Consider the following 22,903-nt stretch of genomic DNA (forward strand, 5'->3'; position numbering starts at 1 on the left):
GGCAGGCGAGCCAGGAGGCAACCGATGCCATCGTCCGAGCGGAAGAGAACCGTCGGCGAGTCACTCGATCAGCCGAGGCGCGGCGATCGCGTGCCGCTGTTGTCCGTGGAGGCGGTTGCTGCACTTCCGTCCCGTGCCCGGGAGGTGGTGGAGTACCGCAAGTCGGGTCTGTCCTTGAACCACGTACAGGGCTGCCCGCTGGACTGCGCCTACTGCATCAGGCACACCTACGGGCTGTGGGACTCCCGCCAGCCGCGCGCCCTCATGTCTGATGCGGAAGCGGTCGAGCAACTCGTCAACCACCGCTACTTCCAGGCGGACATCACGCCGGTTCAGATCTTCAACCGGGCGACCGACCCGTTCCTTCCCAAGGTGAAGGAGCACCTGTTCGCGTGCCTGGAGGACCTGGACGGCCGGGGCCTGACGAACCACGTTCTGGTGATCACCAGGTTCCGTGTGACGGAGTCTGACTACGAGCGCCTGCAAGGGCTGGTGAATCTGAAGGTGACGCTGCTGTTCACCTATTCGGGGATCGATGACGAGAAGATCGAGCCGTTCCCCTCGACCGTCGCCGCGGATTCGATGATCCTGGCGAGTGGCTACCGGCCCCGTCGGTTCCGGACGGTCTTCTACTGGCGGCCGCTGGTGCCCGGCCTCAACGACACCCCCGAGCACCTGGCGCGGGCGGCTGAGCTGTCCAAGCATGCCGACGCGGCCGTGTTCACGGGCCTCTTCTACCGGAACGAGATCGCGGACTACTACAAGGCGAACGGGCTCCCGGAGCCCTACCAGGGGACGGCGCGGCGGAAGATCGTGCCGGAGACGCTGGAACAGCGCGTGCTGGAAGCGTTCGCCAAGACCGAGCACGCTGCGACGCTCTTCCGCAAGACCTCCTGCGCGGTCTCCTACGCACACGGCCTGCCCGACTACAACGGGCACTTCGGCATCCGAGAGCTGTGCGACATCTGCCCGGTTCGCCAACTCCAGCTTTGCGCGGACGCCCACCGAGTCCCGACAGCGAGCCAACTGCAAGAAGCCACCGCCGGCCTGCCGGAAGCGGCAGGGTTGCAGGTGCTCGACGTCACCGAACGGGCCGCACGAGTGGAGGGCCTCGCGGACGAGCAACCGCGGTACTTCCTCCAGCACAAATTCGCCTTCCAGATCCACGACGCCGGGCACCCACACCTGCTGCACCGCCACAGACGCGCCGAGATCGGATGGGAACAGACCTCATGAGCACCGCATGGAGCCAGCACCGGTACGCCGTCGTCGATGTCGAGGGCAACGGCCAGCAGCCGCCCGACCTCGTAGAACTCGCCATCGTCCCCATCGCGGAAGGGGAAGTCGGCCAGGCCCGCTCGTGGCTGGTGCGGCCCCCTCGCCCGATCACCCCGATGGCCCAGCGAATCCACCGCATCACGAACGCCGAGGTCTCCACCGCCCCTGCGATGGACGAGGTCGCGGACGAGATCCGCAAAGAACTCGACGGAGCGATCTTCGTCGCGCACAACGCGCACGTCGATCTCGGCGTCCTGACCCGCACCCTGCCCGGATACGAACCGGCCGAGGTGGTCGACACTCTCAAGCTCGCGCGTCGACTCGTCCCCGGCCAAGTGTCCTACCGGCTGGGCTCCCTGGTCGAAGCCTTCTCGCTGGCCGCCGGTCTCGGCCAGGAGCTCCGGCCTCACCGGGCGGCCTATGACGCGCTCGTCTGCGCCCGCCTCCTGGTCCGGCTTGCGTCCCCGACGGACGAACCCGCGCTGACCTTGGCGGCACTCCTGGGAAAGGAGGCGAGGGATGACGAAGCTGAGACCCTTTTCTGAGCAGCGGCGCGGCCTGTTCGTCTCGGTGGACGGCCCGTCCGGAACGGGAAAGTCAACGATCGTCGCGCACCTGGCCGAACTTTTCACCGCTGACGGAGAAGACGTCCACACAACCGCCGAACCGTCCGGCAGCCGGATCGGGGTGCTCGCCCGAGAGCTGACCGAGACCGTCACCGGCCCGGCGCTGGCCTGCCTGTACAGCGCGGACCGCTACCACCACCTCGACCAGGAGATCCGACCCCGTCTGGAATCCGGACAGCTCGTCATCTGCGACCGGTACGTGCCCTCCGGTCTGGTGATGCAACGCTTCGACGGCCTCGACCCCGCCTTCCTGTGGGGCCTGAACTCCCACGCCGACCGGCCCGACCTCGCCGTCATCCTGGAAGCCCACCCGCAAACCATCGCCGAACGCCTCGCCGTCCGAGGTGCCCACAACCGGTTCCAGCTCACGCCGGGCTCCTCCCACGCTGAGACCCATTTCTACCGGCAGGCCTGTGACCGCCTCATCCGAGCCGGATACGACGTCCTGCCCATCGACTGCACCGACAAGCCCGCCGAAGAACTCGCCGCCACCATCCGCGACCGACTCCGAGCGTTCTTCGCCGTCCCGGATCAGGAGACCGTGCGATGACCGAACCCGAGTCCTTCCGCATCGGCGGAGACCTCACCGTCAACCGGCTCGGCCTGGGCACGATGTCCTTCACCGGACCCGGACACTGGGGCAAGCCGGCCGATCGGCACGAAGCCCTCCGCGTCCTGCGCCGTGCCATCGACCTCGGCGTCAACTTCATCGACACCGCCGACGCCTACGGCCCCCACACCGCCGAGAACCTGATTGCCGAAGCCCTCCACCCCTACCCGGACGAGCTCGTCATCGCCACCAAGGGTGGACTCACCCGCCAAGGCCCCAACCGGTGGGCGCCGGTCGGACGCCCCGAGTACCTACGACAGTGCGCGGAGATGAGCCTGCGCCGCCTCCGAAAGGAGACCATCGACCTCTACCAACTCCACCGCATCGACCGGAGCGTGCCGCTCGAAGATCAGATCGGCGTCCTTGCTGAGCTGCGGACTGAAGGCAAGATCCGCCATATCGGCCTGTCCAAGGCCACCGTCACCGATCTCGAGAACGCTCTGCAGATCAGCCCCATAGCGACAATCCAGAACCGCTACCACTTCCACGACCGGACCAGCCAGGACGTTCTCGACCGCTGCACCGTCCTGGGCCTCGGCTTCATCCCCTACGGCCCGCTCGCCCAGGGACGACTCGCCGAGCAGCCCACCGAGACGACTGCTGTCCTCAGCGGTACGCCCAGCCAACGAGCACTGGCATGGCTCCTCGCCCAGTCGCCCGTCATGCTGCCCATCCCTGGCACTTCCAAGGTCCACCACCTGGAAGAGAACCTCCGCGCGCGAGGTGTCTACGAAGATCACAGGCTTGACCTTTCCGCACGAGATGTCCGCCCATAGGGGCCACAGCCGTCCGCGATATCAGGGCCGGACAGCGGCAGCGGGCGGCGCTGACACAGGAGGTACGACAAGGATGATCGACAAGACGCCGGGCCATGCCTCGGCGGAGGAATGGCTGACCTGGCCGGGTGCGATGGTGTGGCGTCGCACCTTCCCGGGCAGAACCGATCAGATCCGCTGCGCACGGAACTTCGCCGCATCCCTTTTCGAGGGATCCAAGCGCCAGGAGGACGTCCGGGAGCTGGTCTCGGAGCTGGCCGCCAACGCGGTGGTGCACACGCGCTCCGGTCGGCCCGGAGGCTGGTTCGGGCTGGAGGTCATCATCGACAAGCTCGTCCGCATCGCGGTCCGTGACCTCGGCGGAGCCGGAACCCCGAACGTCCGGATCGAACTGCTCGCCGGGTCAGAGCTGTGCACCAGCGGCCGGGGCCTGTTCTTGGTCCGGGCGAAGACGGTCGGCATCGGCGTCCACGGAAGCCCCGCTCACGGGCACACCGTGTGGGCCGACATCGACTTGGACACCGAACCCGAAGCACTTCCGGGAGCCTGGTGAAGGAGACCCAGCCTGCCGCTAACAGGCTGGCCCTCCAAGGCCGAGCATAAGGCGCGCAAGCCGTGCTGACCGAGGCCCTGCCCGATTTGGGTGGGGCCTCCTGCTTTTGAAGATGCCGGGTGCCCTGAGCTGAACTGTGTGGGGCGACTGATTCGGATCGGGGACGGCTTTTCGTCCCGGGTGGACGTCTCTGTCTATGGACGAGTCCTTCACCTCGTTCTTGAACGGGAGGACCCTTGACGTTCTGGAAGGCCGGGGGTGCAGGGGGCGGAGCCCCTTGCCGGGGTTCGGGGGCTCGGCCCCCGATGGGCACGGTCCCGAGCGGAGCGAGGGGCCACGCGTGTGGAGAGCGAGGGCCTGAAGTGGATGGGCCTCGGGCGATGGCCGTCGGCCGAATGATCGTTTTGCCGGATGGGCGGTCGAGCCGACATGGAGCTAACCCGCCGGACGAACCACCTCGTAAACGCCACCAGCGCGCCCATGATCGAAATCATGAACGCGCTGGTAGACGGAGAGTGCGCCGCCAGGGACTCGAACCCCGGACCCGCTGATTAAGAGTCAGCTGCTCTAACCAACTGAGCTAGCGGCGCGGATGTCTTTCGACGGAGAGAACATTACCGGGGTCCGGGGACTTGTGCGAATCGGCGGACGGTCCGGTGGGCGCGGTGCATCTGCCAGAGGCCGAGGAACCACAGGGGGTACTGGGCGAGCCAGGCGAGGCGGAAGGCCTCGGGGGTGAAGGTGCCGCCGGAGCCGCCGGCCAGGTCGAGGATGACGCCCATGGCGAGGATGGCGATGAGGGCGGCGGTGAAGCCGCCGGCGTTGACGATGCCGGTGGCGGTGCCGAGGCGGGCCGGGGGGTTGTGGGTGCGGGCGTGGTCGAAGGCGGCCATGCTGGCGGGGCCGCCGACGGCGGTGACGATGACGAGGGCGGTCAGGAGCCAGAGGGGGGCGCGGTCGGGCAGGGCCAGGACGGCGGTCCAGGTGAGGATGATCGCCCAGATGACGCCGGCGGTGACGCGGAGGTGGTGGGCGGGGTGGGTGCTGAGCCAGCGGCCGATCACCGGGCCGGAGGCGATGTTGGCCAGGACGAAGATGATCAGCAGGGTGCCGGCGGCGGTGGGGGAGAGGCCCTGGGCGGAGACGAGGTAGGGGTAGCCCCACATCAGCGCGAAGGTGTTGGCGGCGAACTGGGTGGCGAAGTGCGTCCACAGGCCCAGGCGGGTGCCGGGGTTGCGCCAGGCGTCGGCGAGGTTGGCGCGGGTCTGGCCGAGGGTGGGGGCGGCGGCGGTGCGGGGCGGGTCGCGCAGGACGGCGAGGCACAGGACGGCGACGAGGACGCCGAGGGCGGCGGCCGAGCCGTAGGCGGCGCTCCAGCCGGGGCCGTGCAGGAGGGCGACGAGCGGCAGGGCGCTGATCACCTGGCCGCCCTGGCCGAGGAGGCCGGTGAGCTGGGTGATGAGCGGGACCTGCCGGACGGGGAACCAGCCGGAGGCGAGGCTGAGGACGCTGATGAACGTGGCGGCGTCGCCGGCGCCGACGAGGACGCGGGCGCCGATGGCCGTCCCGACGTCGGGGGCGAAGGCGAGGAGGAGTTGCCCGGCGGCCATGAGCAGCCCTCCGGCCGTGATCATCACCCGGGGTCCGAACCGGTCGAGCAGCAGCCCCACGGGGATCTGGCAGGCGGCGTAGACGAGCACCTGCAGGACGGTGAACGTCGACAGCATGCTCGCGTTGGTCCCGAAGCGCTCGGCGGCCTCGATGCCGGCGACGCCGAAGGACGTGCGGTGCAGCACGGCGGTGATGTAGGCGCAAATGCCCACCGCCCACAGGATCCAGGCGAGCCGCGGGGCGCGGGTGCGCTCGGACGGAAGGACGGCGGGCATTTGTGGGGCGTTTGGCACGATCCAACACTTTATGCCGGATGGGGAAGGTGCCCTGGCCTCGGGGTGCGTGGCCCTGAACACAGCGGCCTCATCGATCACGTCCAATACATGGACGACTGCCCTCCTTCAACTAAAAGAGTAATTTATCGAGGGCAAGCATTCCCCGTTCGGACCCGGCACACTCGGCTTCGGCGCGATTACCCAGGGTGACAATTTACTCACCGCGGCGCGGCCTCAGCCGATGAGCCGCTCGCTCAGCACCCCGCGCCACAACGAGATGGCCGTGGCCCGGTTGGGCACCCCGAGCTTGGCGTAGATCCGGTTCACGTGGTTCTTCACGGTCTTCTCGCTGAGATACAGCTCGCGGGCGATCTCCCCGTTGGAGCGCCCGGCCGCGATGAGGTCCATCACCTCCGCCTCGCGGGCGGACAGCCCGAGCCCGGCCCGGGCCGCCGCCCGCACCGCCCGCACGAAGTCCAGGTGGCCGAAGTCCGCGGCGAGGTCGGTTCCCAGCACGAGCACCCTGCAGCGCTGGTTCACCGCCGATGCGAAGGCCGGGTCGTCCAGGATGACGACGTCGGGCCGCAACTGCAGGACGAGCGGGAGCGGGTCGCCGGGGGTGTCACCGATGACGACGGCCTCGCCGCCGGCGTTCAGGCGCACGACCATGGACGCGCGCGCCTCAGGGTCCGCGTGTGTCACCAGGACTCTGAGCGGTTCGCGTCCGTCCGTGGTCGTGCCCGTGGCCATACCGGTTTCTCCCGATGTCTAAGGCTTTGCCCGTTCGGATAAGCCGGGATCCTAACCGCCGGTATAGCCTTCTGTCACTGCATTGTGCAGCAATTTCTCATAGTTGGGAAAGCACTTCGGAGGCCACCAGATCGAGATGGTCCAGATCAGAAGGATCGAGGACCTGCAAATACAGCCTTCCGGTGCCGACCTCGGCGAACCGTCCGATTTTGTCCACCAATTCGGAAGGCGTCCCCGCCAGCCCGTCGTTGCGCAGCTCCTCGGGCGAGCGGCCGGTCGCCTCGGCCCGCCGCGCCAGCTCCGCCTCGTCCCGCCCGCAGCACAGCACCTGCGCCGCGGAGTAGACGAGCTCGCGCGACGCCACCGCGCGCACCCGCTCGTACGCCTCGGCGGTCTCGGCGACGGAGTGGAACGGCACGTTGTACTCCGCGGCGTACCGGGCGGCGAGGGCGGGCGTCTTCTTGCGGCCGACCCCGCCGATGATGATCGGCGGCCCGCCGTCCTGGACGGGCTTGGGCAGTGCGGGCGAGTCCGTCAGCGTGTAGTGCTCGCCGGAGAACGAGTAGGGGCCCGAGGCGCGCCACAGCCCCGTGACGATCTCGAGTTGCTCCTCGAGCCGGGCGAAGCGCTCGGCGGTCGGCGGGAACGGGATGCCGTAGGAGGCGTGCTCGCGTTCGAACCAGCCGGCGCCCAGGCCCAGCTCGACCCGCCCGCCGCTCATCTGGTCCACCTGGGCGACGCTGATGGCCAGCGGTCCGGGCAGCCGGAAGGTGGCGCTGGTGACCATGGTCCCCAGCCGGATCGTCGAGGTCTCGCGGGCCAGGGCCGCCAGCGTCAGCCAGGCGTCCGTCGGTCCGGGCAGGCCGTCGCCACCGCCGATGACCTGGTAGTGGTCAGAGCGGAAAAAGGCATCGAAACCACACTCCTCGGCCCGCCTGGCCACCGCGAGCAGCTGTTCGTAGGTCGCCCCCTCCTGGGGCTCGGTGAAGATACGCAAACGCATGTTTCATCCCCTTAAGTGTCGTGTAGCTGTATTGTCACGGAAGGTCATGTGTCGAGATGGTTGCCAATCTGTTTCCGAAGCCTCCTTATGTTTGGCGAAGTCGCACGCTATGATCGATATCTTTGTGAAATGGGTCACATTGGGGGATTGGTGCGATGGGTGGTGAGCAGCGGCGTCCGACCCGTTCCATCCGGCGGTTGATCATCTCGCTGTTGACGGTACCCCTGGCGACGCTGGTCGTACTCTGGGGATTCGCCGTCTCCGTGGCGCTGAAGGACAGCCTCCGGCTCGTGCGGGCGAACACCTTCCTCACCCATGTCGTGGAACCCGTCGAGACGCTCACCGCCGCCCTGCAGCACGAGCGGCGCATGTCGATGGCGCTGCTCGCCGACAGCCCCACCGTCGGCGAGGTCGGCCTCAAGGCCCAGCGCTCGCGCACCGACGCGGCGCGCGAGCGGCTCCTCGCCGTCCACCGCGGCCCCGAGCTCGACGACGTCTCCACCGAGCTGCTCGACCTGCGGGCCGACGCCCTCGTCCAGGACCTCGAGGGGCTGGACGTCCTGCGCGCGCAGATCGACCGGCACGCCGCCGACCGCGACGTGATCGACCGGGCGACCGTCCTGGAGCGCTACTCCTCGCTGGTCGCCGCCGGGAACATGATCTACGACTCGGCCGAGACCGGCGACGCCACCCTCAACCGCGAGATCCGCATCCACGTCTCCCTCGCCCACGCCCACGAGATCATCTCCTACGAGGACGCGCTGCTGACCGGCGCCCTCACCGCCGGCGCCCCCACCCCCGCCGAGCACGCCGAGTTCGTCAAGGCGGTCGGCGCCCACCGCTCCCGGTACACCGAGATCTTCAAGGGCTTCAACGTCGAGGACCGCCTCTACTTCGAACGGCTCCAGCGCTCCGCGCACTACCTGGACTTCCGGGAGCTGGAGGACAGACTGGTGGCCGACCCGGGCACCGAGGCGGACCCCACCGTCGACGCCGGGCAGTGGCACACTGCCAGCGAGCGCTGGCTGAACGACCTGGTGCGCTTCCACGCCGACACCCGCGCCTCGCTGTCCGTGCGGGCCACCGACTACGCCGGTGGCGTCCTGCTGCGGCTGGCGCTCGCCGGGGGCCTCGGCCTCGTCGCGGTCGTCGTCTCGATCGTGTTCGGCATCCGGACGGGCCGCCGGCTGGTCCGCGAGAACCGCCGGATGGTCCGCGCCCTGGAGGGGTTCACCAACGAGCGGCTGCCGACCATCGCCGAACTGGTGCACGAGGGCGTCGAGATCGACCCGGACGAGGGCGCGCCGCTTCGCGACTTCACCATCACCGAGGTCGCCCAGGTGCACGAGGCCTTCGCCCAGTCCCGCCGGGCGGTGGTCGCCGCGACCGTCAGCGAGGTCGCCGCGCGGCGCGGTCTCGGCGAGGTGTTCGTCAACCTGGCCCGCCGCAACCAGGTGCTGCTGCAGCGGCTGCTGCGCCTGCTGGACGCCATGGAGCGCAAGGCCAAGACCCCCGAGGACCTCACCGACCTGTTCGAGATCGACCACCTGGTCACCCGGATGCGCCGCCACGCCGAGGGCCTGGTCATCCTCGCCGGGCGGCCCGCCGGGCGGACCTGGCGCCGCCCCGTCCCGGTCGTGGACGTGGTGCGGGCCGCGGTCGCGGAGATCGAGGACTACCAGCGGGTCAAGGTCCCGCCGATCCCGGACGACCTGGCCGTGGCCGGCACCGCCACCGCCGACGTCGTGCACCTGCTGGCCGAGCTGATCGAGAACGCCGCCATGTACTCCCCGCCGGAGATGCAGGTGCAGATCACCGCGCAGGCCGTCGCGCACGGCCTGGCGCTGGAGGTGGAGGACCGGGGTCTGGGCCTGGACGACGACAAGCGCGAGAGCCTCAACCAGACCCTGGCCGAGGCGCCGGACTTCGACCTGTTCGACAGCGCCAGGCTCGGCCTGTTCGTGGTGGCGAGGCTGGCCCGGCGGCACGACATCAGGGTGCGGCTCCGCCCGTCCCCCTACGGCGGGACGACGGCGATCGTGCTGCTGCCGCCGGGCGTGCTGGTGACGGCGGAGGAGGAGCCGGCCGTGCCGGAGCCGCGGCCGGAGCCGCGGCCCCGGCCGCGGATGGAGCAGCCGGTCGCGATCCCCGCGGCCGGGGAGGGCGAGCTGCCGCGGCGGGTGCGCCAGCGCAACCTGGCGCCGCAGCTGCGGGACCAGGGCGAGGCGGGGCCGGCGGCGGTGGCCGGCGGCCCCGCGGTCCGCCCACCGGAACAGGCGCGCGATCTCATGTCCGCGATGCAGCAGGGCTGGCAGCGCGGAAGGGACGAGGTCGCGTCGCAGGCGCGAGAAGAAGGACGGGATGACCATGACCAGTGACCTCTCCACGCAGGTCAAGGGGGAACTCAGCTGGCTGCTCGACGCGATGCTCGAGCGGGTGGTGGAGGCTCGGCACATCGTGCTGCTCTCCGGCGACGGGTTGCGGATCGCCTCGTCCAGGAGTCTGGAGCGGGAGGAGGCCGAGCACCTGTCCGCCGTCGCCTCGGGGTTCCAGAGCCTGGCCAGGGGCACGGCCGAGCACTTCCAGGCGGGCGCGGTCCGGCAGACCATCGTGGAGATGGAGCGGGGCTTCCTGTTCGTCACCGCGGCGGGCCACGGCGCCTGCCTGGCCCTGCTCGCCGAGGAGGGCGCGGACGTGGGCGTGATCGCCTACGAGATGGCGCTGCTGGTCAGCCGGGTCGGGCAGCACCTGTCCGCCGAGGCGAGGCAGCCGGGCCCGGCCTGATGGACGAGCCCGCCTGGGCCGACGAGGACGCCGGCCCGATCGTACGCCCGTACGCGCTGACCGGCGGCCGGACCCGGGACGACCTCGGCGGGCGGCTGGACCTGCTCGACCTCGTCGAGACGACGGGCGAGGAGCCGGAGCGGAAGGCGGACCTCGGTCCCGAACACCTGCGGATCCGGCGGCTCACCGCCGAACCGCTCTCGGTGGCCGAGGTGGCCGCCGACCTGGATCTGCCGCTGGACGTGGTCCGCGTCCTGCTGGGGGATCTGCTCAGACACGGGCTGGTCCGCCTGCGAAAGCCGGCATCGGTGTCGCGCCTGACGGATGCGCGACTGCTCAAGGAAGTGATCGATGGACTCTCAGCCCTATAGCCACGACCCCGTCGCGATCAAGATCATGATCGCGGGTGGCTTCGGTGTCGGCAAGACGACCATGGTCGGCGCGGTCAGCGAGATCAAGCCGCTGCGCACCGAGGCCGCCCTGACCGAGAAGAGCGAGGGCGTGGACGACACCGGGCACGTCCGCGGCAAGACGACGACCACGGTCGCGATGGACTTCGGCCGCATCACCATGCGGGAGGGCCTGAGCATCTACCTGTTCGGCACGCCCGGCCAGGACAGGTTCTGGTTCATGTGGGACGAGCTGGCGCACGGGGCGCTGGGCGCGGTGGTGCTCGCCGACACCCGCAGGCTGGCCGAGTGCTTCGCCTCGATCGACTACTTCGAGGGGCGCGGCCTCCCGTTCATCGTCGCGGTGAACTGCTTCGACGGGGCCAGGCGCCACTCCACCGAGGCCATCAGGACGGCGCTGGACCTCGACCCGAGGGTGCCGATCGTGCTCTGCGACGCCCGCTCCCGCGAGTCGGCGAAGGAGGCGCTGATCACGCTGGTCGGCCACGTCCTGGACGGAGTGGGGTCGAGGGCGTGAGGAGGGCTCGTCTGGCCGCGGCGGCGCTGCTGCTGGCGCTCTCCGGCTGTTCGGGGGAGGACGGGCGCGCGGACGCGCGGGGGACGCCGGGCGTCACCGCGGCGCCCTGCCCCGACGCGACCAACCCGGACAACGGCTGCATCTACCTCGGCACGCTCACCGACCTCACGGGCCCGTTCAGCGCGATCTCCTCGCCGGCGACCCGGGCTCAGGAGGCGTTCTGGAAACGGGTGAACCAGCAGGGCGGGATCGGCGGCCACGACATCGACGTCACCCGGTACCTGCGCGACACCGGGTACGACGAGGCGGCGCACGAGAGGCTCTACGCGGAGACCAAGGACCACGTCCTGGCCTACGCCCAGATGATCGGCTCCCCGCACACCAACCGCGTCCTGCACGCGATGCTGGCGGAGAAGGTCATCACCACGCCGCTGAGCTGGACGTCGCAGTGGAACTTCGTCCCGAACGTGCTGGAGGCCGGGGGCAGCTACTGCGTGGAGGCGATGAACGCCGTGGACTACGCGGCCGACACGTTCGCGCGGGAGAAGAAGCCCTACAAGGTCGAGAGCGTGATGTCGATCGGCTACCCGGGCGAGTTCGGCGCCGACTCCGCCGGCGGGGCGCGGATCGCCGCGCAGCGGCGGGGCCTGGACTACCACCCCGTCCTCATGGACCAGGGGACGGGCGCGAAGCCCGTCGCGCAGATCCTGAAGCGCAGACCCGACCTGGTCGTCATCGCCGCCGCTCCCGGCGACACCACCGCGATCGTGAAGGCGGCGGTCCAGCAGGGCTACAAGGGCAGGTTCATCGGCAACAACCCGTCCTGGATCCAGTCGATGGCCGGGATGCAGGGTTTCCGCGGCCGCTTCTGGCTGGCGGGGCCGTGGCGGCCCTACGCCACCGACTCTCCCGGCCACGCGGCGATGCGCGCCGCGCTCGGCGACGTCGCCGAGTCCGACGCCTATGTCAGCGGCTGGACGTACTCCTACGGGCTCAAGGCGGCCCTGGAGAACACGGTGAAGACCGGCCGCCTCACCCGCGCGGGACTGCTGAAGGCCGCGGGGGAGCTCACGCAGGTCGACTACGAGGGCATCCTCCCGGAGGAGGCGGGGAACATGAGCCACCCCTTCCGGCAGACGGTGTTCAGCGTGCCGGACAAGCGGCAGTACACCGGGATCCGGGTCGTGGAGGACTTCTACGAGGGACCGACGGCCCGCACCCACGAACTCACGGAGCCGTGCGCCGAGGCTTGACCCGCTGATGCCATATGTCCGCTCCATGCCGGAGCTTTGACAGAGGCGTACTTTCTGCATCTATCCCCAGGGTAAGGACATCACAGATAGTCACCTTCCGGGGGAGAGGCCATGAACTTCGGCGATACGTTGCGGGACGTGTTCGACACCGTGATCCGGACACTGCCGCAGATCGTGGTGTTCATCGTGGTGCTGGTCATCGGGTGGATCATCGCGAAGGTGCTGCGGAAAGTGGTCGCCAAGGTGCTGGAGAAGCTGCACTTCAACCGGCTCACCGAGCGCGGCTGGCTGGGCCGGGCGATGGACCGCAGCGAGTACAGCGCCAGCGGCCTGGTCGCGGCGCTGGTCTACTACGCGATCCTGCTGATCACGCTGCAGCTGGCGTTCGGCGTGTTCGGCCCCAACCCGATCAGCGAGCTGCTGAGCGCCATCGTGGCCTGGATCCCCAGGGCGATCGTCGCGATCGTGCTGGTCGTGATCGCCGCCGCGATCGGGCATGCGATCAGGAACCTCGTGGAGGGGGCGATCGGCCATCTGTCCTACGGGCGGATCCTGGCGGTCATCGCGGAGATCTTCGTGGTGGTCCTCGGTGTGATCGCGGCGCTGAACCAGGTGGGCATCGCCACCACCGTCACCACTCCGGTGCTGGTCGCGGTGCTGGCCACGGTCGGCGCGGTGATCGCGATCGGTGTCGGCGGCGGCCTGGTCCGGCCGATGCAGCAGCGCTGGGAGCGCTGGCTGAGCGGCGTCGAGGACGAGACGGCCCGCAAGGGCGGCATCAACACCGGGGCCGCCCGCACCCGGGGCCGGGAGGACGCCCTGCGCGGCGAGGGCGCGACGTCCGGGACCGCGTGGGAGGCCGAGCAGCGCACCCGCAACATCTGACCCTGACAGGCCGTCCCGCCCGCCGGATCCCGGCGGGCGGGACGGCCTGTCAGCTCTGGTCGATCAGCCGCTGGACGGCGAGCATGCGCTGGGCGTGCCAGTCCAGCCGGGAGCCCAGCCGCCAGCCGGTCTCCTCCAGCGCCTCCAGGAAGCCGTCGAGGTAGTCCCGCAGGGTGGCCCTGGTGACCGGGAGCCCGCTGGCCTCGATGATGTCCCGCACCGCGGCGGCGTGCTGGTCGGCGGCGGCGCCCAGGCCGGGGGCCCAGGGGGCGCGGCTCAGGAGGGGGAGGAACGAAGATTCCGGCATAAGCCCCAAAGATAGTCAAAGTTCCGTCATGCTCGCACCGCTCCGGAGTCGCCGGAGCGGGCCTTCTCGCTTCCGCAAAGAATCCGGTAAGGCGAAGAATGTCCAGATTCGTGGGTGGAAGCCGCCGGGTACGTCCCGAGCCATGGACTACGACGTGCTGGTGATCGGCTCGGGCTTCGGCGGCGCCGTCGCCGCCCTGCGGCTCAGCGAGAAGGGCTACCGGGTGGGAGTCCTGGAGGCGGGGCCCCGGCGCGGGGACCACGAGCTGCCCCGCACCACCTGGCGGGTGCGCGACTACCTGTGGCTGCCCGCCCTCGGCCTGCGCGGCATCCAGCGCTTCCAGCTGCTGCGCGGCCGGCGCGGCCGCGCCCTGCTGCTGGGCGGGGCGGGGGTCGGCGGCGGCTCCCTCGTCAGCGCCAACCTCCTGCGCCAGCCGCCCGACGACTTCTACGCCGACCCCCGCTGGGCGCACATCACCGACTGGAGGAGCGAGCTCGCCCCCCACTGCGACCAGGCGGCGCGGATGCTCGGCCTCACCGAGAACCCCTCGACCACCGACGCCGACATCCTGCTCCACGACGTGGCCGAGGACCTCGGCCTGGCCGCCACCTACCGGCGCGCGCCCGTGGCGGTCTTCTTCAACGAGCCCGCCGGGGCCGAGGTGCCCGACCCCTACTTCGGCGGGGCCGGACCGCCGCGGCGCGGCTGCATCGAGTGCGGCGAATGCGTGATCGGCTGCCGGCACGGGGCGAAGAACAAGCTCACCGTGAACTACCTCCACCTGGCCGAACGCGCGGGCGCGGTGATCCACCCCGACAGCGAGGCGGTCCGCGTCCGCCCCCTGCGCTCCGGGGGGTACGCCGTCCGGGCCGTCCGTCCGGGGATGCGGCCGCCCGGCACCGGACGGACGTTCACCGCCCGCCAGGTGGTCCTCGCCGCGGGCGCGTACGGCACGCAGCGGCTGCTGCACCGGATGAAGGCGACCGGCGCGTTGCCCGGACTGTCCGACCGGCTCGGCGCGCTCACCCGCGTCTACGCCGAGGCCTACGCCGGGGCGGCGCGTCCCAGGCCGACCGGACGGCCCCTGTACGAGGGCGTGGCCGTCACCTCGTCGCTGCACCCCGAGGCCCGCACGGTCATCGAGGCGTTCCGGTTCGGCCGGGGCTCCGACCTCACCGGGCTGCTGCGGGTCCCGCTGCTGGACGGGACCGGGCTGCCGCGCCCGCTCAAGCTCCTCGGCTACACCCTGCGCCACCCCTTCCGGGCGCTGGACCTGCGGGACGTGCGCCGCTGGTCGGAACGGGGGATGACCGCCCTCGTCCGGCAGCCCTGGGACGCCCCGCTCACCCTGCGCCCCCGGCGTTTCAGCCGCGCCCTGCACGCGGCCGGCCCCGGAGCGCGCGAGCAGCGGCCCGGATGGATCCCCCTGGCGCACCGGGCCGCCCGGCTGCTGGCCCGGCGCCTGGGCGGCCCGCCGTCCGGCTCGCTCCTCGACCTGCTCGGCCTGCCGCCCACCGGCCACTTCTTCGGCGGCTGCGCCATCGGCTCGTCCCGCCGGACCGGCGTCATCGACCCCTACCAGCGCGTCTTCGGCCACCCGTGCCTGCACGTCGCGGACGGCTCCGCCCTCACCGCCGACCCCGGCCCCAGCCCGGTCCTGACCATCCTCGCCCAGGCCGAACGCGCCATGTCCCTGTGGCCCAACAAGGGCGACCCCGACACCCGACCCGCCCAGGGCGAGCCCTACGCCCGCCTGGCGCCCGTCCCGCCCCGCCACCCCCGGGTCCCCGAGGAAGCGCCCGCCGCCCTGCGTGTCCGCCTCCCCGGCGTCACCCCCCTCGCCGACCTGGAGAACCTCGCCGGCTGGCCCACCTGAGCGCCCCTCCCCGCACCGGGCCCGGCGGGCCGGTGGCAGGAAACGTCAGGTTCGTGTCCTTGCTGCCATCCGGGCCGGACGGGAACCTGGGGGTGTGCGAGTGGTGTTCCTGATCTACCCGGGGTTCCAGAGCCTCGACCTGACGGGGCCCCTGGAGGTGTTCAGCCTCGCGGGGGGATACGAGGTCGAGACCGTCGGCATGGGCGGGGGCGTGGTGCGGGCGCACAGCGGGCTCGGGTTCGCGCCGGACCGGGCCGCGCAGGAGTGCGCGGGGCCGATCGACACGCTCGTCGTGGTCGGCGGCGAGGGCACCCGCCAGGCGGTGGCGGACACGGCGCTGCTGGACTGGGTGCGCGAGGCCGCCGGACGGTCCCGCAGGGTGTCCTCGGTGTGCAGCGGGGCGTTCGTCCTGGCCGCGGCGGGACTGCTGGAAGGACGGGCCGCCACGACGCACTGGCGGGCCTGCGGGATGCTCGGGGAGTTCTTCCCCGGGGTGGACGTGCACGAGGACCGGATCTTCGTCGTGGACGGGCCGCTGTGGACCAGCGCGGGCGTCACGTCCGGGATCGACATGGCGCTGGCCATGGTGGAAAGCGACCTCGGGCCGGAGGCGGCGCTGCGGGTCGCCCGCGAACTGGTGGTGTTCGTCCAGCGGCCCGGCGGCCAGGCGCAGTTCAGCGCCCAGCTCAGCGCGTCCAGGCCGCGGCACCCCGCGCTGGCCGGGCTCCAGAGCTGGATCCCCGAGCATCTGGACGCCGACCTGAGCGTGCCCGCCCTCGCCGAACGCGCGGCGATGAGCCCCCGGCACTTCGCCCGGATGTTCGTCCGGGAGGTCGGCGTGACGCCCGGCTCCTACGTCGAGTCGGTCCGGGTCGAGACCGCCCGCCGGCTGCTGGAGTCCACCGCGCTCCCGGTGGACGTGATCGCCCGGACCTGCGGGTTCGGCACCCCCGAGACCATGCACCGGAGCTTCCGGCGCCGCATCTCGGTCACCCCCGGCGCCTACCGGCGCCGGTTCGGCACCCACTGAAGGAGGCGCTCATGCGCATCGTCTTCCCCCTCTACCCGAACTTCACCGCGCTGGACGCGATCGGCCCGTACGAGGTGCTCTCCCGGCTGCCCGGCGCCGAGGCGGTGTTCGCCGCCGTCGAGCCGGGCCCGGTCACCACGGACACCGGCGCCCTCACGGTGCTCGCCGAGACCGCCCTCGCCGACATCACCGAATGCGACGTGGTCGTCGTCCCCGGCGGACCCGGCTGCGTGGCCGCGGGGAACGACGCCGCCTACACCGGCTGGCTGGCCGCCGTCCACCCGAAGACCCGCTGGACGGCCTCGGTCTGCTCGGGCTCGATGCTGCTCGGCGCGGCCGGCATCCTCCAGGGGCTGCCCGCCACCTCGCACTGGGCGGTCACCGAGCTCCTGCCGGTGTACGGCGCGGCCCCCACGGCCCGGCGCACGGTCTTCACCGGCAAGGTCGTCACCGCGGCCGGCGTCGCCTCCGGCATCGACATGGCGCTGGCCCTGGCGGCCGAGCTCACCGACCGCGAGACCGCCGAGTCCATCCAGCTCTTCATCGAGTACGACCCCCAGCCCCCCTTCGACACCGGCTCTCCGGCCAAGGCCCCGGCCCCCATGGTGGAGCGCGTCCGGCAGCAGATCCTGTCCGAGGTCTGAACGGGCGGAAACGGACCCGGAACGTCCCTTATCGCGTTGCCGTCCCGCCGCCGTCGCTGCTTCACTGAGCCATGCGGACATCCGAGGCGAACAGGCCGTTCCGGTGGGACCTGATCCGGGCCGACCGGCTCGGCACCCTCCTCGACGGGGTGGAGCCGCCGGACCTCTGGTTCCTGGACGAACTCGTCGAGTGCGCCGCCAAGGTCGTCTCACGGTCGGCGGGAGGCGACCTCTACCTCGTGGGGAGGTCCCCCGACAGCGTCTTCGACCTGCTGAGCGGCGCCTTCAGCGGTACCTCCCGGCAGGACAGGATGTTCCAGCTCCCGCTCTCCCTCTACGGCCGGTCGGCCGACGACCTCGACGCCGCGGAACGGGACGCGCTCCGCGCGAACCTCGCCGCGCAGGGCCTGTCGCCCGACCGGCTGGCCCACCGCCGCGGCCCGGTCGTCCTCGCCGACCTGGTCAGCGAGGGATCGACCTTCGAGAACCTGTTCACCTTCCTGGCCCGCTGGGCGGACGACGACCGGATCCTCCGCCGCAGCCTGCGGTTCGTCGGGATCACCGGCCGGCGCAGGACCAGCCCCCGCACCTGGCGCTGGCACCAGCACGCCGGCTGGACGGACCGGCTGCCCGCACGGTCCGTGACCAACGTGTCCATCAGCGGGCGGCTCTGGGACTACCTCGGCAACACCCAGACCAAACTGACGCCCTCGTTCCACCGGAAGCGCTGGCAGGACGAGAAGGTCAGAGCACCCCGGCACGACCTCGCCACCCGGACCGCGCTCGCCGAGGCCGTCGCCCTGACCGAACGGGGCCGGAGCACCGAGGTCCGCGCGCGACTGGCCCGGGTGATGGCGTCGGAACCGACCCGCGGCGAGCCCTGGCTGCGCTCCCTGATCGCCGAGCTCAACCGACCCGCGGCCGTCTCGCGATGACCGGGCCTCCGGCCCGGGGCGAGCGACCGGCCCGACCTCACTCCGAGGCAGGGCCCGGCTCCCGTGATCTCGTGGCAAGATCGCGGGATGCTGCGACTCACCGACTTCATCATCGACTGCCCGGACACGATGAGCCTGGCGGCCTTCTACTCCGAGGTGACGGGCCGCCCGATCAAGGAAGGCAGCCACGAGGACTGGGCCGGCATCAAGTTCGGCGAGATCGAACTGGCCTTCATCCGGGTGGACGACTACCGCGCTCCGCAGTGGCCCGACAGCGAGCACCCCAAGCAGTTCCACCTCGACTTCGAAGTGGACGAGATCGAGCCGGAGCAGCGCCGGGTCCTCGACCTCGGCGCGACGCTGCGGCAGGACTTCATCGGCCCCGACGGCTACGGCTGGCGGGTCTACACCGACCCGATCGGCCACCCCTTCTGCCTGTGCCGCAACAAGGGCGTCATCTGGACCGACCAGGGCCCGATCTGGCCCGAGCGCGGCTAGGGCTGTTCCGAAGCCACCGAAACACTCCGGTGCCCGGGGGCTCCTCGCGTCGGTGCCCGCGACCAGGCCGTGACCTCTCGTGCCCGGCCTCGCGTTCGGGTCCGTGCTCGGGCTCGTCCCCGGGCTCCCCGGCGGTCCGGCGGCGGTACGGGATGCCGCTGTCGCGCGGACGGGGCGGGCGGCGCTCCCGTCCCGGCTCCCCCCGGGGTCGGACATGGCGAAATGCCAGAGGCCCTTCCGCCGGAGCGGAAGGGCCTCTGGGCTTGGGGTGAGTGACCGGGCTTGAACCGGCGACACCCAGGATCACAACTAAGATCATTTAAGGATGAACACCCTATCGGCCGGCCAAACGCCTGGTAGAAGACGGCAACTGGCATCCGATGACCGCCACTGACCGCACCTGCCCGAGCATGATCACCCCCACTTCGCCCCCACGCGGCCAGCCCAGGAAGGGGCCTGGAACTTTATGGTTCCGGTGGGCCGCTACATGTTGGTGCTACGGCGTACGAGGCGTGCGTGGCCGAGATGCGCGCCCTGGTGCCGTTACGGCGCTGACTTGGTCGGCGAGGCGGCTCATTCCCCAAACACGGTGTCCTCATCGACGACCGCACCAGTCATCTTCCCCACAGCTTCCTCTGACAGGCCCGTCCTCCGCAGGTCCGCATGAGCGCGCTCTGCAGATCACCGTCCCGTCACTCGATCACCTGAGTGGCGGCTCGCTGCGGGCGGTTGGGAAACTGCCGGTTTGGTCGCTCGGGTCAGTAGGAGGTCAGGCGGGGGCCCAGGAGGTGGTGGAAGCCCTGGCCCAGAGTTGGGGCGGTGGGGCCGGTGGCGGTGTAGCGGACCTGGGTGCCGTCGGTGTGCTGGACGGTGACGGTGAGGGCGCCAGGGGACTGGTGGGCCCATGCCTGGTAGATGGTGTGCGACGGGTGGTGCTTGTAGTCGGCCATCCGGAGGGTCTGGGCGGCGCTGGTCAGGAGGGTGAGCCTGGAGGCGGCGAAGGAGAGCAGGGCGTAAGCGATGCCTACGATGCCGGGGGCGAAGATCAGGGTCTGGGTGGTGCTGGAGGCTCCCTGCTCGCCAGCGAGGATGGCCAGGACGCCGAACGCGACCGAGCCGATGAGCGCCGAGAGGACGTAGCGAAAACGGAAGAACCGTTCATACCAGTTCTCCATCCGGGTGCTCATGTGGACGCCCTGGACCTCGTAGCCGTGGGGCACGAATGTGATCGTGACGTTTCCGCCGGGCTCCGCCTGCACTTCGTTGATCCGCATGTTCGCCCGCCTGCTTCGCCTCAGATCGGGGCTTCAGCCCCATAAATTTGAGTTATTAGATCATAGGAAGAACGCCTTCCACGCTTCCGCCTCGGCAGCGTTGAGCAGGTCTTGGAGTTCCTTCGGGTTCTGCGGTTGGCGGTAGACGATCTCCTGGCCGTGTTCGGTGTACATCACGCGCTTGGGCGCGTGGAGTCGTCCGGTGCCGCAGTTGTCGGTCATCGCCCCGTAGAACGGGCCCGGGACGTTTCTCCAGTCGCGCTCGGTCCAGAGTCCGTTGAGGTCGTTCTGCGCCAGGACCAGCGGCATCGAGTCCCAATAGAGCGAAGCTCCATCGTCCATGGGCGCAACGTAGCGCTCGAACGAAGAGCCACGCCATGCCGTGGACGCCGAGCCCGCTTGACGGGACTTTCCGTTCGTATGCTCGTCCACCCCCGAGCTAACGACGAGGTGGTCCTCACCTCTTGGACAACCTCGCCTTCCTCGAGGCTCCCGGTCTCATCGACATGAACTCTGAAGCGGTCCGGGTTGGGTGGAGGCTCTGATGTTCCCCGGCTTGAGCGGCCTCTGACACCATTCGATCATGGGGAACATCTATGAGTACTTCGCTGCGACTGGCGATGAGGTGGCGGTGACCGCGCTCGAGACAGGGTCTGGGCGAGACCTGGACAGTGCCTTTGACGTGGTGTTCACGAAAGGCATTGATCCAGCGGTGCAGATCGGCACCCTGGAGGAGCTTCTGGTCGGATGGTCCTTCGAGGAGATTCTGCAGGACCCTAGATCTGCACACTCTCTTGGTCTGAAGGGCGGTGAGGGCGAGCATGGCGTGGTGACGCTCAACGATCACATCGTCCAGGCCCTCGCGAAAGCCGACCGGGCGAAGCTCGCCGAGGTCGCGGTGCCATGGTCGCGAACCGAGGAGTTCTGGGGGCAGGGTGACCCGGAAAACCTGACGGAGTTCCTGGTCGAGCTCGCCGCACTCGCCCAGCGGGCCATCGATCGCGGGCACCGGCTGTACTGCCGGTGGAGCCTCTGAGGAGAGGCGTCTCGCCGACCTGGAGTGCATAACCAGTCAACAGAATCCGAGTGATCCCAGCTCAACGCCAACTTCGTTGGATCTACGACCGTGCTCAAGCGCATTCACAGTCTGATCCGGACAAGAGATGGGAAGCAAGATCACCCTCAGCTCGCCCCCAGAATCGGACATGCTGAAATGCCAGAGGCCCTTCCGCCGGAGCGGAAGGGCCTCTGGGCTTGGGGTGAGTGACCGGGCTTGAACCGGCGACACCCAGGATCACAACCTGGTGCTCTGCCAACTGAGCTACACCCACCATGTTCGTCGCCTCGCCCTGGGGTGAAGCGGCGAGATAAGTGTAGCGCGTTTCGGAGGGTGGTCGTCACCGGTTATCGGCGGCCTCGGCGACGATCCTGGCGGAGAGGGCGCGGGAGGTCTCCGAGTCGGGGCCGGGCTGGGGGACGAAGACGGCGGCGCGGTAGTAGCGCAGCTCGCGGATGGACTCGGTGATGTCGGCCAGGGCGCGGTGGCCGCCGTTCTTCACGGGGCTGGCGAAGTAGACGCGCGGGTACCAGCGGCGGGAGAGCTCCTTGATCGAGCTGACGTCGATCATGCGGTAGTGCAGGTGGGCGTCGAGGTCCCGCATGTCCCGGGCGAGGAAGGAGCGGTCCGTGGCGATGGAGTTGCCGCACAGCGGGGCCTTCTTGGGGTCCGGGACGTGGCGCTTGACGTAGTCCAGGACGGTGGCCTCGGCCTCGGCCAGGGTGACCCCGCGGGGGAGCTCCTCGAGCAGGCCGGAGGTGGTGTGCATGTCGTGCACCACCTTGTTCATCTGGGCGAGCGACTCCTCGGGCGGCTTGATCACCACGTCCACACCCTCATCGAGGATGTTGAGCTCCGGATCGGTCACCAGGACCGCGATCTCGATCAGCGCGTCCCGCGCCAGATCGAGGCCGGTCATCTCGCAGTCGATCCAGACGAGTCTGTCGTTCATGCCCTCAACCTTAAGGGCCCCCGGGGGCGGTCCGGATCAGCCGATCTTGAGGGAGCCGAGGATCAGGGCGAGGTCGCCCTGGTTGGCGTGGCTGTCGGGAAAGGACAGGAACAGCCCGGCGGGCTGGTCGCCCGGCCGGTCGACCAGGATGATCACGGCGCGCTCGGTGCGGAAGTTCCAGCCCTTGGACTCGGCCTGCGGGAAGGACACGCGCGCCTCGTAGTACCAGGCCTTCTTGCCGCCGACGCTGTAGGCGCGCGACGAGACGTCCTCGGTGCGGTGCTCGGGGTAGAAGGCGGGCCGGACGAGGCCGAACCAGCTCTTGGCGGCCGGCTCGAGGTCGCCGTTGGTGTAGAAGACGCTGGTCGGCAGCTCGGCGGAGTAGGCGGAGGCGACGTAGTCGGTGCCGGGCCCGTTGTACTCCTTGTGCACCGAGGCGACCTGGCCCTTGACCAGGCCGAGCTTGGCGTAGGGGTTGTCGGTCGGGATGGTGGAGGACGTCCACTCGCCGCCGAGCTGCGACCAGGACAGCCCGGAGGAGGAGTCGGTGATCGTCCCGACGACGGGGGAGCGGTTGTCGTTCGGGGGCTGGAAGGCGGTGCTCCGGGTCGGGTTCGGCCCGGGATCGTCGGAGTCGAAGGCCCCGGTGGCCAGCAGCACCGCCACGATGACCAGGACGACCACGACGGCGCCGCCGCCGGCCAGGCCCAGGAGCACGGCCTGGTTGCCCTTGCGCGGCGGCGGGACGGAGCCGGGGGTGGCGGGCGGCGTCCACGGCTGCGGGGTGCCGCCCTGCCCGTGGGCCTGCCAGGGCTGGGGCGTGCCGGGTCCCTGTTCGGGGGGCGACCAGGGAGCGGGCGTCGGCTGTCCGGCGGGCTGGGTCGACTGGGTCCACTGGGTGCCGTCGAACCAGCGCTGGAGACCGGGGGTCCCGTAGGGATCGGGGTACCAGCCGGGGGGAGTCTGGCCGCTCATGGCACAGACCTTAAGGTAAAAGAA

At 70.2% G+C, this 22,903-nt stretch carries 25 protein-coding genes and 2 tRNA genes; 17 read left to right on the forward strand and 10 right to left on the reverse strand.

All coding sequences use genetic code 11. The features are described from left to right. The first annotated feature begins 24 nt into the window (after positions 1–24). The 5 genes from C2865_RS19235 (at position 25) to C2865_RS19255 (ending at position 3,843) form a co-directional block, all read left to right on the forward strand. Positions 25–1,236 carry a radical SAM family protein gene (locus tag C2865_RS19235; protein ID WP_198653426.1) on the forward strand — a complete coding sequence of 404 codons (1,212 nt, stop codon included), beginning with the start codon at positions 25–27 and terminating at the stop codon, positions 1,234–1,236. Further along, a complete protein-coding gene (locus C2865_RS19240; protein ID WP_106399857.1) occupies positions 1,233–1,823 on the forward strand; it encodes a 3'-5' exonuclease in 591 nt (196 codons plus the stop codon). The genes C2865_RS19235 and C2865_RS19240 overlap by 4 nt, the downstream gene beginning before the upstream one ends. Continuing rightward, positions 1,798–2,454: a dTMP kinase gene (gene tmk, locus C2865_RS19245; RefSeq protein ID WP_106399858.1), complete on the forward strand. Its 657-nt coding sequence runs from the start codon at positions 1,798–1,800 to the stop codon at positions 2,452–2,454. The genes C2865_RS19240 and tmk overlap by 26 nt, the downstream gene beginning before the upstream one ends. After that, positions 2,451–3,290: an aldo/keto reductase gene (locus C2865_RS19250; RefSeq protein ID WP_106399859.1), complete on the forward strand. Its 840-nt coding sequence runs from the start codon at positions 2,451–2,453 to the stop codon at positions 3,288–3,290. Before tmk ends, C2865_RS19250 begins: the two co-directional genes overlap by 4 nt. A 73-nt stretch (positions 3,291–3,363) precedes the next feature. Further along, complete coding sequence (locus C2865_RS19255) at positions 3,364–3,843, forward strand: ATP-binding protein (protein ID WP_106399860.1); 480 nt, start codon at positions 3,364–3,366, stop codon at positions 3,841–3,843. 516 nt (positions 3,844–4,359) lie between these two features. On the opposite strand, the gene C2865_RS19260 is transcribed toward C2865_RS19255, so the two are convergent. The 4 genes from C2865_RS19260 to C2865_RS19275 form a co-directional block, all read right to left on the reverse strand. After that, a tRNA-Lys gene (locus tag C2865_RS19260) sits at positions 4,360–4,433 on the reverse strand. A 24-nt stretch (positions 4,434–4,457) separates the two neighbouring features. Next, positions 4,458–5,729 (reverse strand): MFS transporter, encoded by a 1,272-nt coding sequence (locus C2865_RS19265; RefSeq protein ID WP_106399861.1) that lies wholly within the window; start codon positions 5,727–5,729, stop codon positions 4,458–4,460. 234 nt (positions 5,730–5,963) lie between these two features. Beyond that, on the reverse strand, positions 5,964–6,479 hold the full coding sequence (locus C2865_RS19270; RefSeq protein WP_106399862.1) for a helix-turn-helix domain-containing protein: 516 nt from the start codon (positions 6,477–6,479) through the stop codon (positions 5,964–5,966). A 97-nt stretch (positions 6,480–6,576) separates the two neighbouring features. Next, a complete protein-coding gene (locus C2865_RS19275) occupies positions 6,577–7,482 on the reverse strand; it encodes an LLM class F420-dependent oxidoreductase (RefSeq protein WP_106399863.1) in 906 nt (301 codons plus the stop codon). Between the two features lie 212 nt (positions 7,483–7,694). On the opposite strand from C2865_RS19275, the gene C2865_RS19280 reads away from it, so the two are divergent. The 6 genes from C2865_RS19280 (at position 7,695) to C2865_RS19305 (ending at position 13,331) form a co-directional block, all read left to right on the forward strand. Continuing rightward, complete coding sequence (locus tag C2865_RS19280) at positions 7,695–9,860, forward strand: sensor histidine kinase (RefSeq protein WP_198653427.1); 2,166 nt, start codon at positions 7,695–7,697, stop codon at positions 9,858–9,860. Continuing rightward, the gene (locus tag C2865_RS19285) at positions 9,844–10,266 is read left to right on the forward strand and encodes a roadblock/LC7 domain-containing protein (RefSeq protein ID WP_198653428.1); all 423 of its coding nucleotides are present in this window, start codon (positions 9,844–9,846) and stop codon (positions 10,264–10,266) included. Before C2865_RS19280 ends, C2865_RS19285 begins: the two co-directional genes overlap by 17 nt. Further along, positions 10,266–10,637, forward strand: a complete 372-nt coding sequence (locus tag C2865_RS19290) for a DUF742 domain-containing protein (RefSeq protein WP_106399865.1) — start codon at positions 10,266–10,268, stop codon at positions 10,635–10,637. The genes C2865_RS19285 and C2865_RS19290 overlap by 1 nt, the downstream gene beginning before the upstream one ends. Further along, complete coding sequence (locus tag C2865_RS19295) at positions 10,618–11,193, forward strand: GTP-binding protein (RefSeq protein WP_106399866.1); 576 nt, start codon at positions 10,618–10,620, stop codon at positions 11,191–11,193. Before C2865_RS19290 ends, C2865_RS19295 begins: the two co-directional genes overlap by 20 nt. Then, positions 11,190–12,446 carry an ABC transporter substrate-binding protein gene (locus tag C2865_RS19300; protein ID WP_106399867.1) on the forward strand — a complete coding sequence of 419 codons (1,257 nt, stop codon included), beginning with the start codon at positions 11,190–11,192 and terminating at the stop codon, positions 12,444–12,446. Before C2865_RS19295 ends, C2865_RS19300 begins: the two co-directional genes overlap by 4 nt. Before the next feature lie 111 nt (positions 12,447–12,557). Beyond that, positions 12,558–13,331: a mechanosensitive ion channel family protein gene (locus C2865_RS19305; protein WP_106399868.1), complete on the forward strand. Its 774-nt coding sequence runs from the start codon at positions 12,558–12,560 to the stop codon at positions 13,329–13,331. Between the two features lie 49 nt (positions 13,332–13,380). On the opposite strand, the gene C2865_RS19310 is transcribed toward C2865_RS19305, so the two are convergent. Next, positions 13,381–13,638: a DUF6401 family natural product biosynthesis protein gene (locus C2865_RS19310; protein WP_106399869.1), complete on the reverse strand. Its 258-nt coding sequence runs from the start codon at positions 13,636–13,638 to the stop codon at positions 13,381–13,383. Between the two features lie 142 nt (positions 13,639–13,780). On the opposite strand from C2865_RS19310, the gene C2865_RS19315 reads away from it, so the two are divergent. The 5 genes from C2865_RS19315 to C2865_RS19335 all read left to right on the forward strand — a co-directional run bounded on the left by C2865_RS19315 (position 13,781) and on the right by C2865_RS19335 (position 18,621). Continuing rightward, entirely contained in the window at positions 13,781–15,514 is a 1,734-nt protein-coding gene (locus C2865_RS19315) for an FAD-dependent oxidoreductase (RefSeq protein WP_106399870.1), read from the forward strand. A gap of 94 nt (positions 15,515–15,608) precedes the next feature. After that, entirely contained in the window at positions 15,609–16,544 is a 936-nt protein-coding gene (locus C2865_RS19320) for a GlxA family transcriptional regulator (protein ID WP_106399871.1), read from the forward strand. 11 nt (positions 16,545–16,555) lie between these two features. Then, positions 16,556–17,188 (forward strand): DJ-1/PfpI family protein, encoded by a 633-nt coding sequence (locus C2865_RS19325; RefSeq protein WP_106399872.1) that lies wholly within the window; start codon positions 16,556–16,558, stop codon positions 17,186–17,188. A 71-nt stretch (positions 17,189–17,259) separates the two neighbouring features. Further along, positions 17,260–18,123 carry a hypothetical protein gene (locus tag C2865_RS19330; protein ID WP_106399873.1) on the forward strand — a complete coding sequence of 288 codons (864 nt, stop codon included), beginning with the start codon at positions 17,260–17,262 and terminating at the stop codon, positions 18,121–18,123. An 87-nt stretch (positions 18,124–18,210) separates the two neighbouring features. Further along, on the forward strand, positions 18,211–18,621 hold the full coding sequence (locus tag C2865_RS19335; RefSeq protein WP_106399874.1) for a VOC family protein: 411 nt from the start codon (positions 18,211–18,213) through the stop codon (positions 18,619–18,621). A gap of 758 nt (positions 18,622–19,379) precedes the next feature. Here C2865_RS19335 and C2865_RS19340 read toward each other — a convergent pair. Together C2865_RS19340 and C2865_RS19345 are read right to left on the reverse strand one after the other, a co-directional pair. Continuing rightward, positions 19,380–19,895 (reverse strand): hypothetical protein, encoded by a 516-nt coding sequence (locus C2865_RS19340; protein WP_106399875.1) that lies wholly within the window; start codon positions 19,893–19,895, stop codon positions 19,380–19,382. 60 nt (positions 19,896–19,955) lie between these two features. Further along, positions 19,956–20,237 carry a hypothetical protein gene (locus tag C2865_RS19345; RefSeq protein WP_157963805.1) on the reverse strand — a complete coding sequence of 94 codons (282 nt, stop codon included), beginning with the start codon at positions 20,235–20,237 and terminating at the stop codon, positions 19,956–19,958. Between the two features lie 241 nt (positions 20,238–20,478). Between C2865_RS19345 and C2865_RS19350 the strand changes: the two genes are divergently transcribed. Then, positions 20,479–20,931, forward strand: coding sequence for a hypothetical protein (locus C2865_RS19350; protein WP_106399877.1), 453 nt, complete (start codon positions 20,479–20,481; stop codon positions 20,929–20,931). A gap of 219 nt (positions 20,932–21,150) precedes the next feature. Here the strand turns inward: C2865_RS19350 and C2865_RS19355 are convergent. The 3 genes from C2865_RS19355 to C2865_RS19365 form a co-directional block, all read right to left on the reverse strand. Beyond that, positions 21,151–21,226 (reverse strand) — tRNA-His (locus C2865_RS19355). A gap of 66 nt (positions 21,227–21,292) precedes the next feature. After that, positions 21,293–21,904 carry an oligoribonuclease gene (orn, locus tag C2865_RS19360; protein ID WP_106399878.1) on the reverse strand — a complete coding sequence of 204 codons (612 nt, stop codon included), beginning with the start codon at positions 21,902–21,904 and terminating at the stop codon, positions 21,293–21,295. Between the two features lie 36 nt (positions 21,905–21,940). Beyond that, complete coding sequence (locus C2865_RS19365; RefSeq protein ID WP_106399879.1) at positions 21,941–22,879, reverse strand: DUF2510 domain-containing protein; 939 nt, start codon at positions 22,877–22,879, stop codon at positions 21,941–21,943. Between the last annotated feature and the right edge of the window lie 24 nt (positions 22,880–22,903).

The organism is Actinocorallia populi, assembly GCF_002995495.1.
Taxonomy (GTDB): Bacteria; Actinomycetota; Actinomycetes; order Streptosporangiales; family Streptosporangiaceae; genus Actinocorallia; species Actinocorallia populi.

Bases quoted from the DNA above. Each gene is read 5' to 3' on its own strand.
- C2865_RS19235 (WP_198653426.1), top strand. From the start codon at position 25: ATGCCATCGTCCGAGCGGAAGAGAACCGTCGGCGAGTCACTCGATCAG.
- C2865_RS19240 (WP_106399857.1), top strand. From the start codon at position 1,233: ATGAGCACCGCATGGAGCCAGCACCGGTACGCCGTCGTCGATGTCGAG.
- tmk (WP_106399858.1), top strand. From the start codon at position 1,798: ATGACGAAGCTGAGACCCTTTTCTGAGCAGCGGCGCGGCCTGTTCGTC.
- C2865_RS19250 (WP_106399859.1), top strand. From the start codon at position 2,451: ATGACCGAACCCGAGTCCTTCCGCATCGGCGGAGACCTCACCGTCAAC.
- C2865_RS19255 (WP_106399860.1), top strand. From the start codon at position 3,364: ATGATCGACAAGACGCCGGGCCATGCCTCGGCGGAGGAATGGCTGACC.
- C2865_RS19265 (WP_106399861.1), bottom strand. From the start codon at position 5,729: ATGCCCGCCGTCCTTCCGTCCGAGCGCACCCGCGCCCCGCGGCTCGCC.
- C2865_RS19270 (WP_106399862.1), bottom strand. From the start codon at position 6,479: ATGGCCACGGGCACGACCACGGACGGACGCGAACCGCTCAGAGTCCTG.
- C2865_RS19275 (WP_106399863.1), bottom strand. From the start codon at position 7,482: ATGCGTTTGCGTATCTTCACCGAGCCCCAGGAGGGGGCGACCTACGAA.
- C2865_RS19285 (WP_198653428.1), top strand. From the start codon at position 9,844: ATGACCATGACCAGTGACCTCTCCACGCAGGTCAAGGGGGAACTCAGC.
- C2865_RS19290 (WP_106399865.1), top strand. From the start codon at position 10,266: ATGGACGAGCCCGCCTGGGCCGACGAGGACGCCGGCCCGATCGTACGC.
- C2865_RS19295 (WP_106399866.1), top strand. From the start codon at position 10,618: ATGGACTCTCAGCCCTATAGCCACGACCCCGTCGCGATCAAGATCATG.
- C2865_RS19305 (WP_106399868.1), top strand. From the start codon at position 12,558: ATGAACTTCGGCGATACGTTGCGGGACGTGTTCGACACCGTGATCCGG.
- C2865_RS19310 (WP_106399869.1), bottom strand. From the start codon at position 13,638: ATGCCGGAATCTTCGTTCCTCCCCCTCCTGAGCCGCGCCCCCTGGGCC.
- C2865_RS19315 (WP_106399870.1), top strand. From the start codon at position 13,781: ATGGACTACGACGTGCTGGTGATCGGCTCGGGCTTCGGCGGCGCCGTC.
- C2865_RS19325 (WP_106399872.1), top strand. From the start codon at position 16,556: ATGCGCATCGTCTTCCCCCTCTACCCGAACTTCACCGCGCTGGACGCG.
- C2865_RS19330 (WP_106399873.1), top strand. From the start codon at position 17,260: ATGCGGACATCCGAGGCGAACAGGCCGTTCCGGTGGGACCTGATCCGG.
- C2865_RS19335 (WP_106399874.1), top strand. From the start codon at position 18,211: ATGCTGCGACTCACCGACTTCATCATCGACTGCCCGGACACGATGAGC.
- C2865_RS19340 (WP_106399875.1), bottom strand. From the start codon at position 19,895: ATGCGGATCAACGAAGTGCAGGCGGAGCCCGGCGGAAACGTCACGATC.
- C2865_RS19345 (WP_157963805.1), bottom strand. From the start codon at position 20,237: ATGGACGATGGAGCTTCGCTCTATTGGGACTCGATGCCGCTGGTCCTG.
- C2865_RS19350 (WP_106399877.1), top strand. From the start codon at position 20,479: ATGGGGAACATCTATGAGTACTTCGCTGCGACTGGCGATGAGGTGGCG.
- orn (WP_106399878.1), bottom strand. From the start codon at position 21,904: ATGAACGACAGACTCGTCTGGATCGACTGCGAGATGACCGGCCTCGAT.
- C2865_RS19365 (WP_106399879.1), bottom strand. From the start codon at position 22,879: ATGAGCGGCCAGACTCCCCCCGGCTGGTACCCCGATCCCTACGGGACC.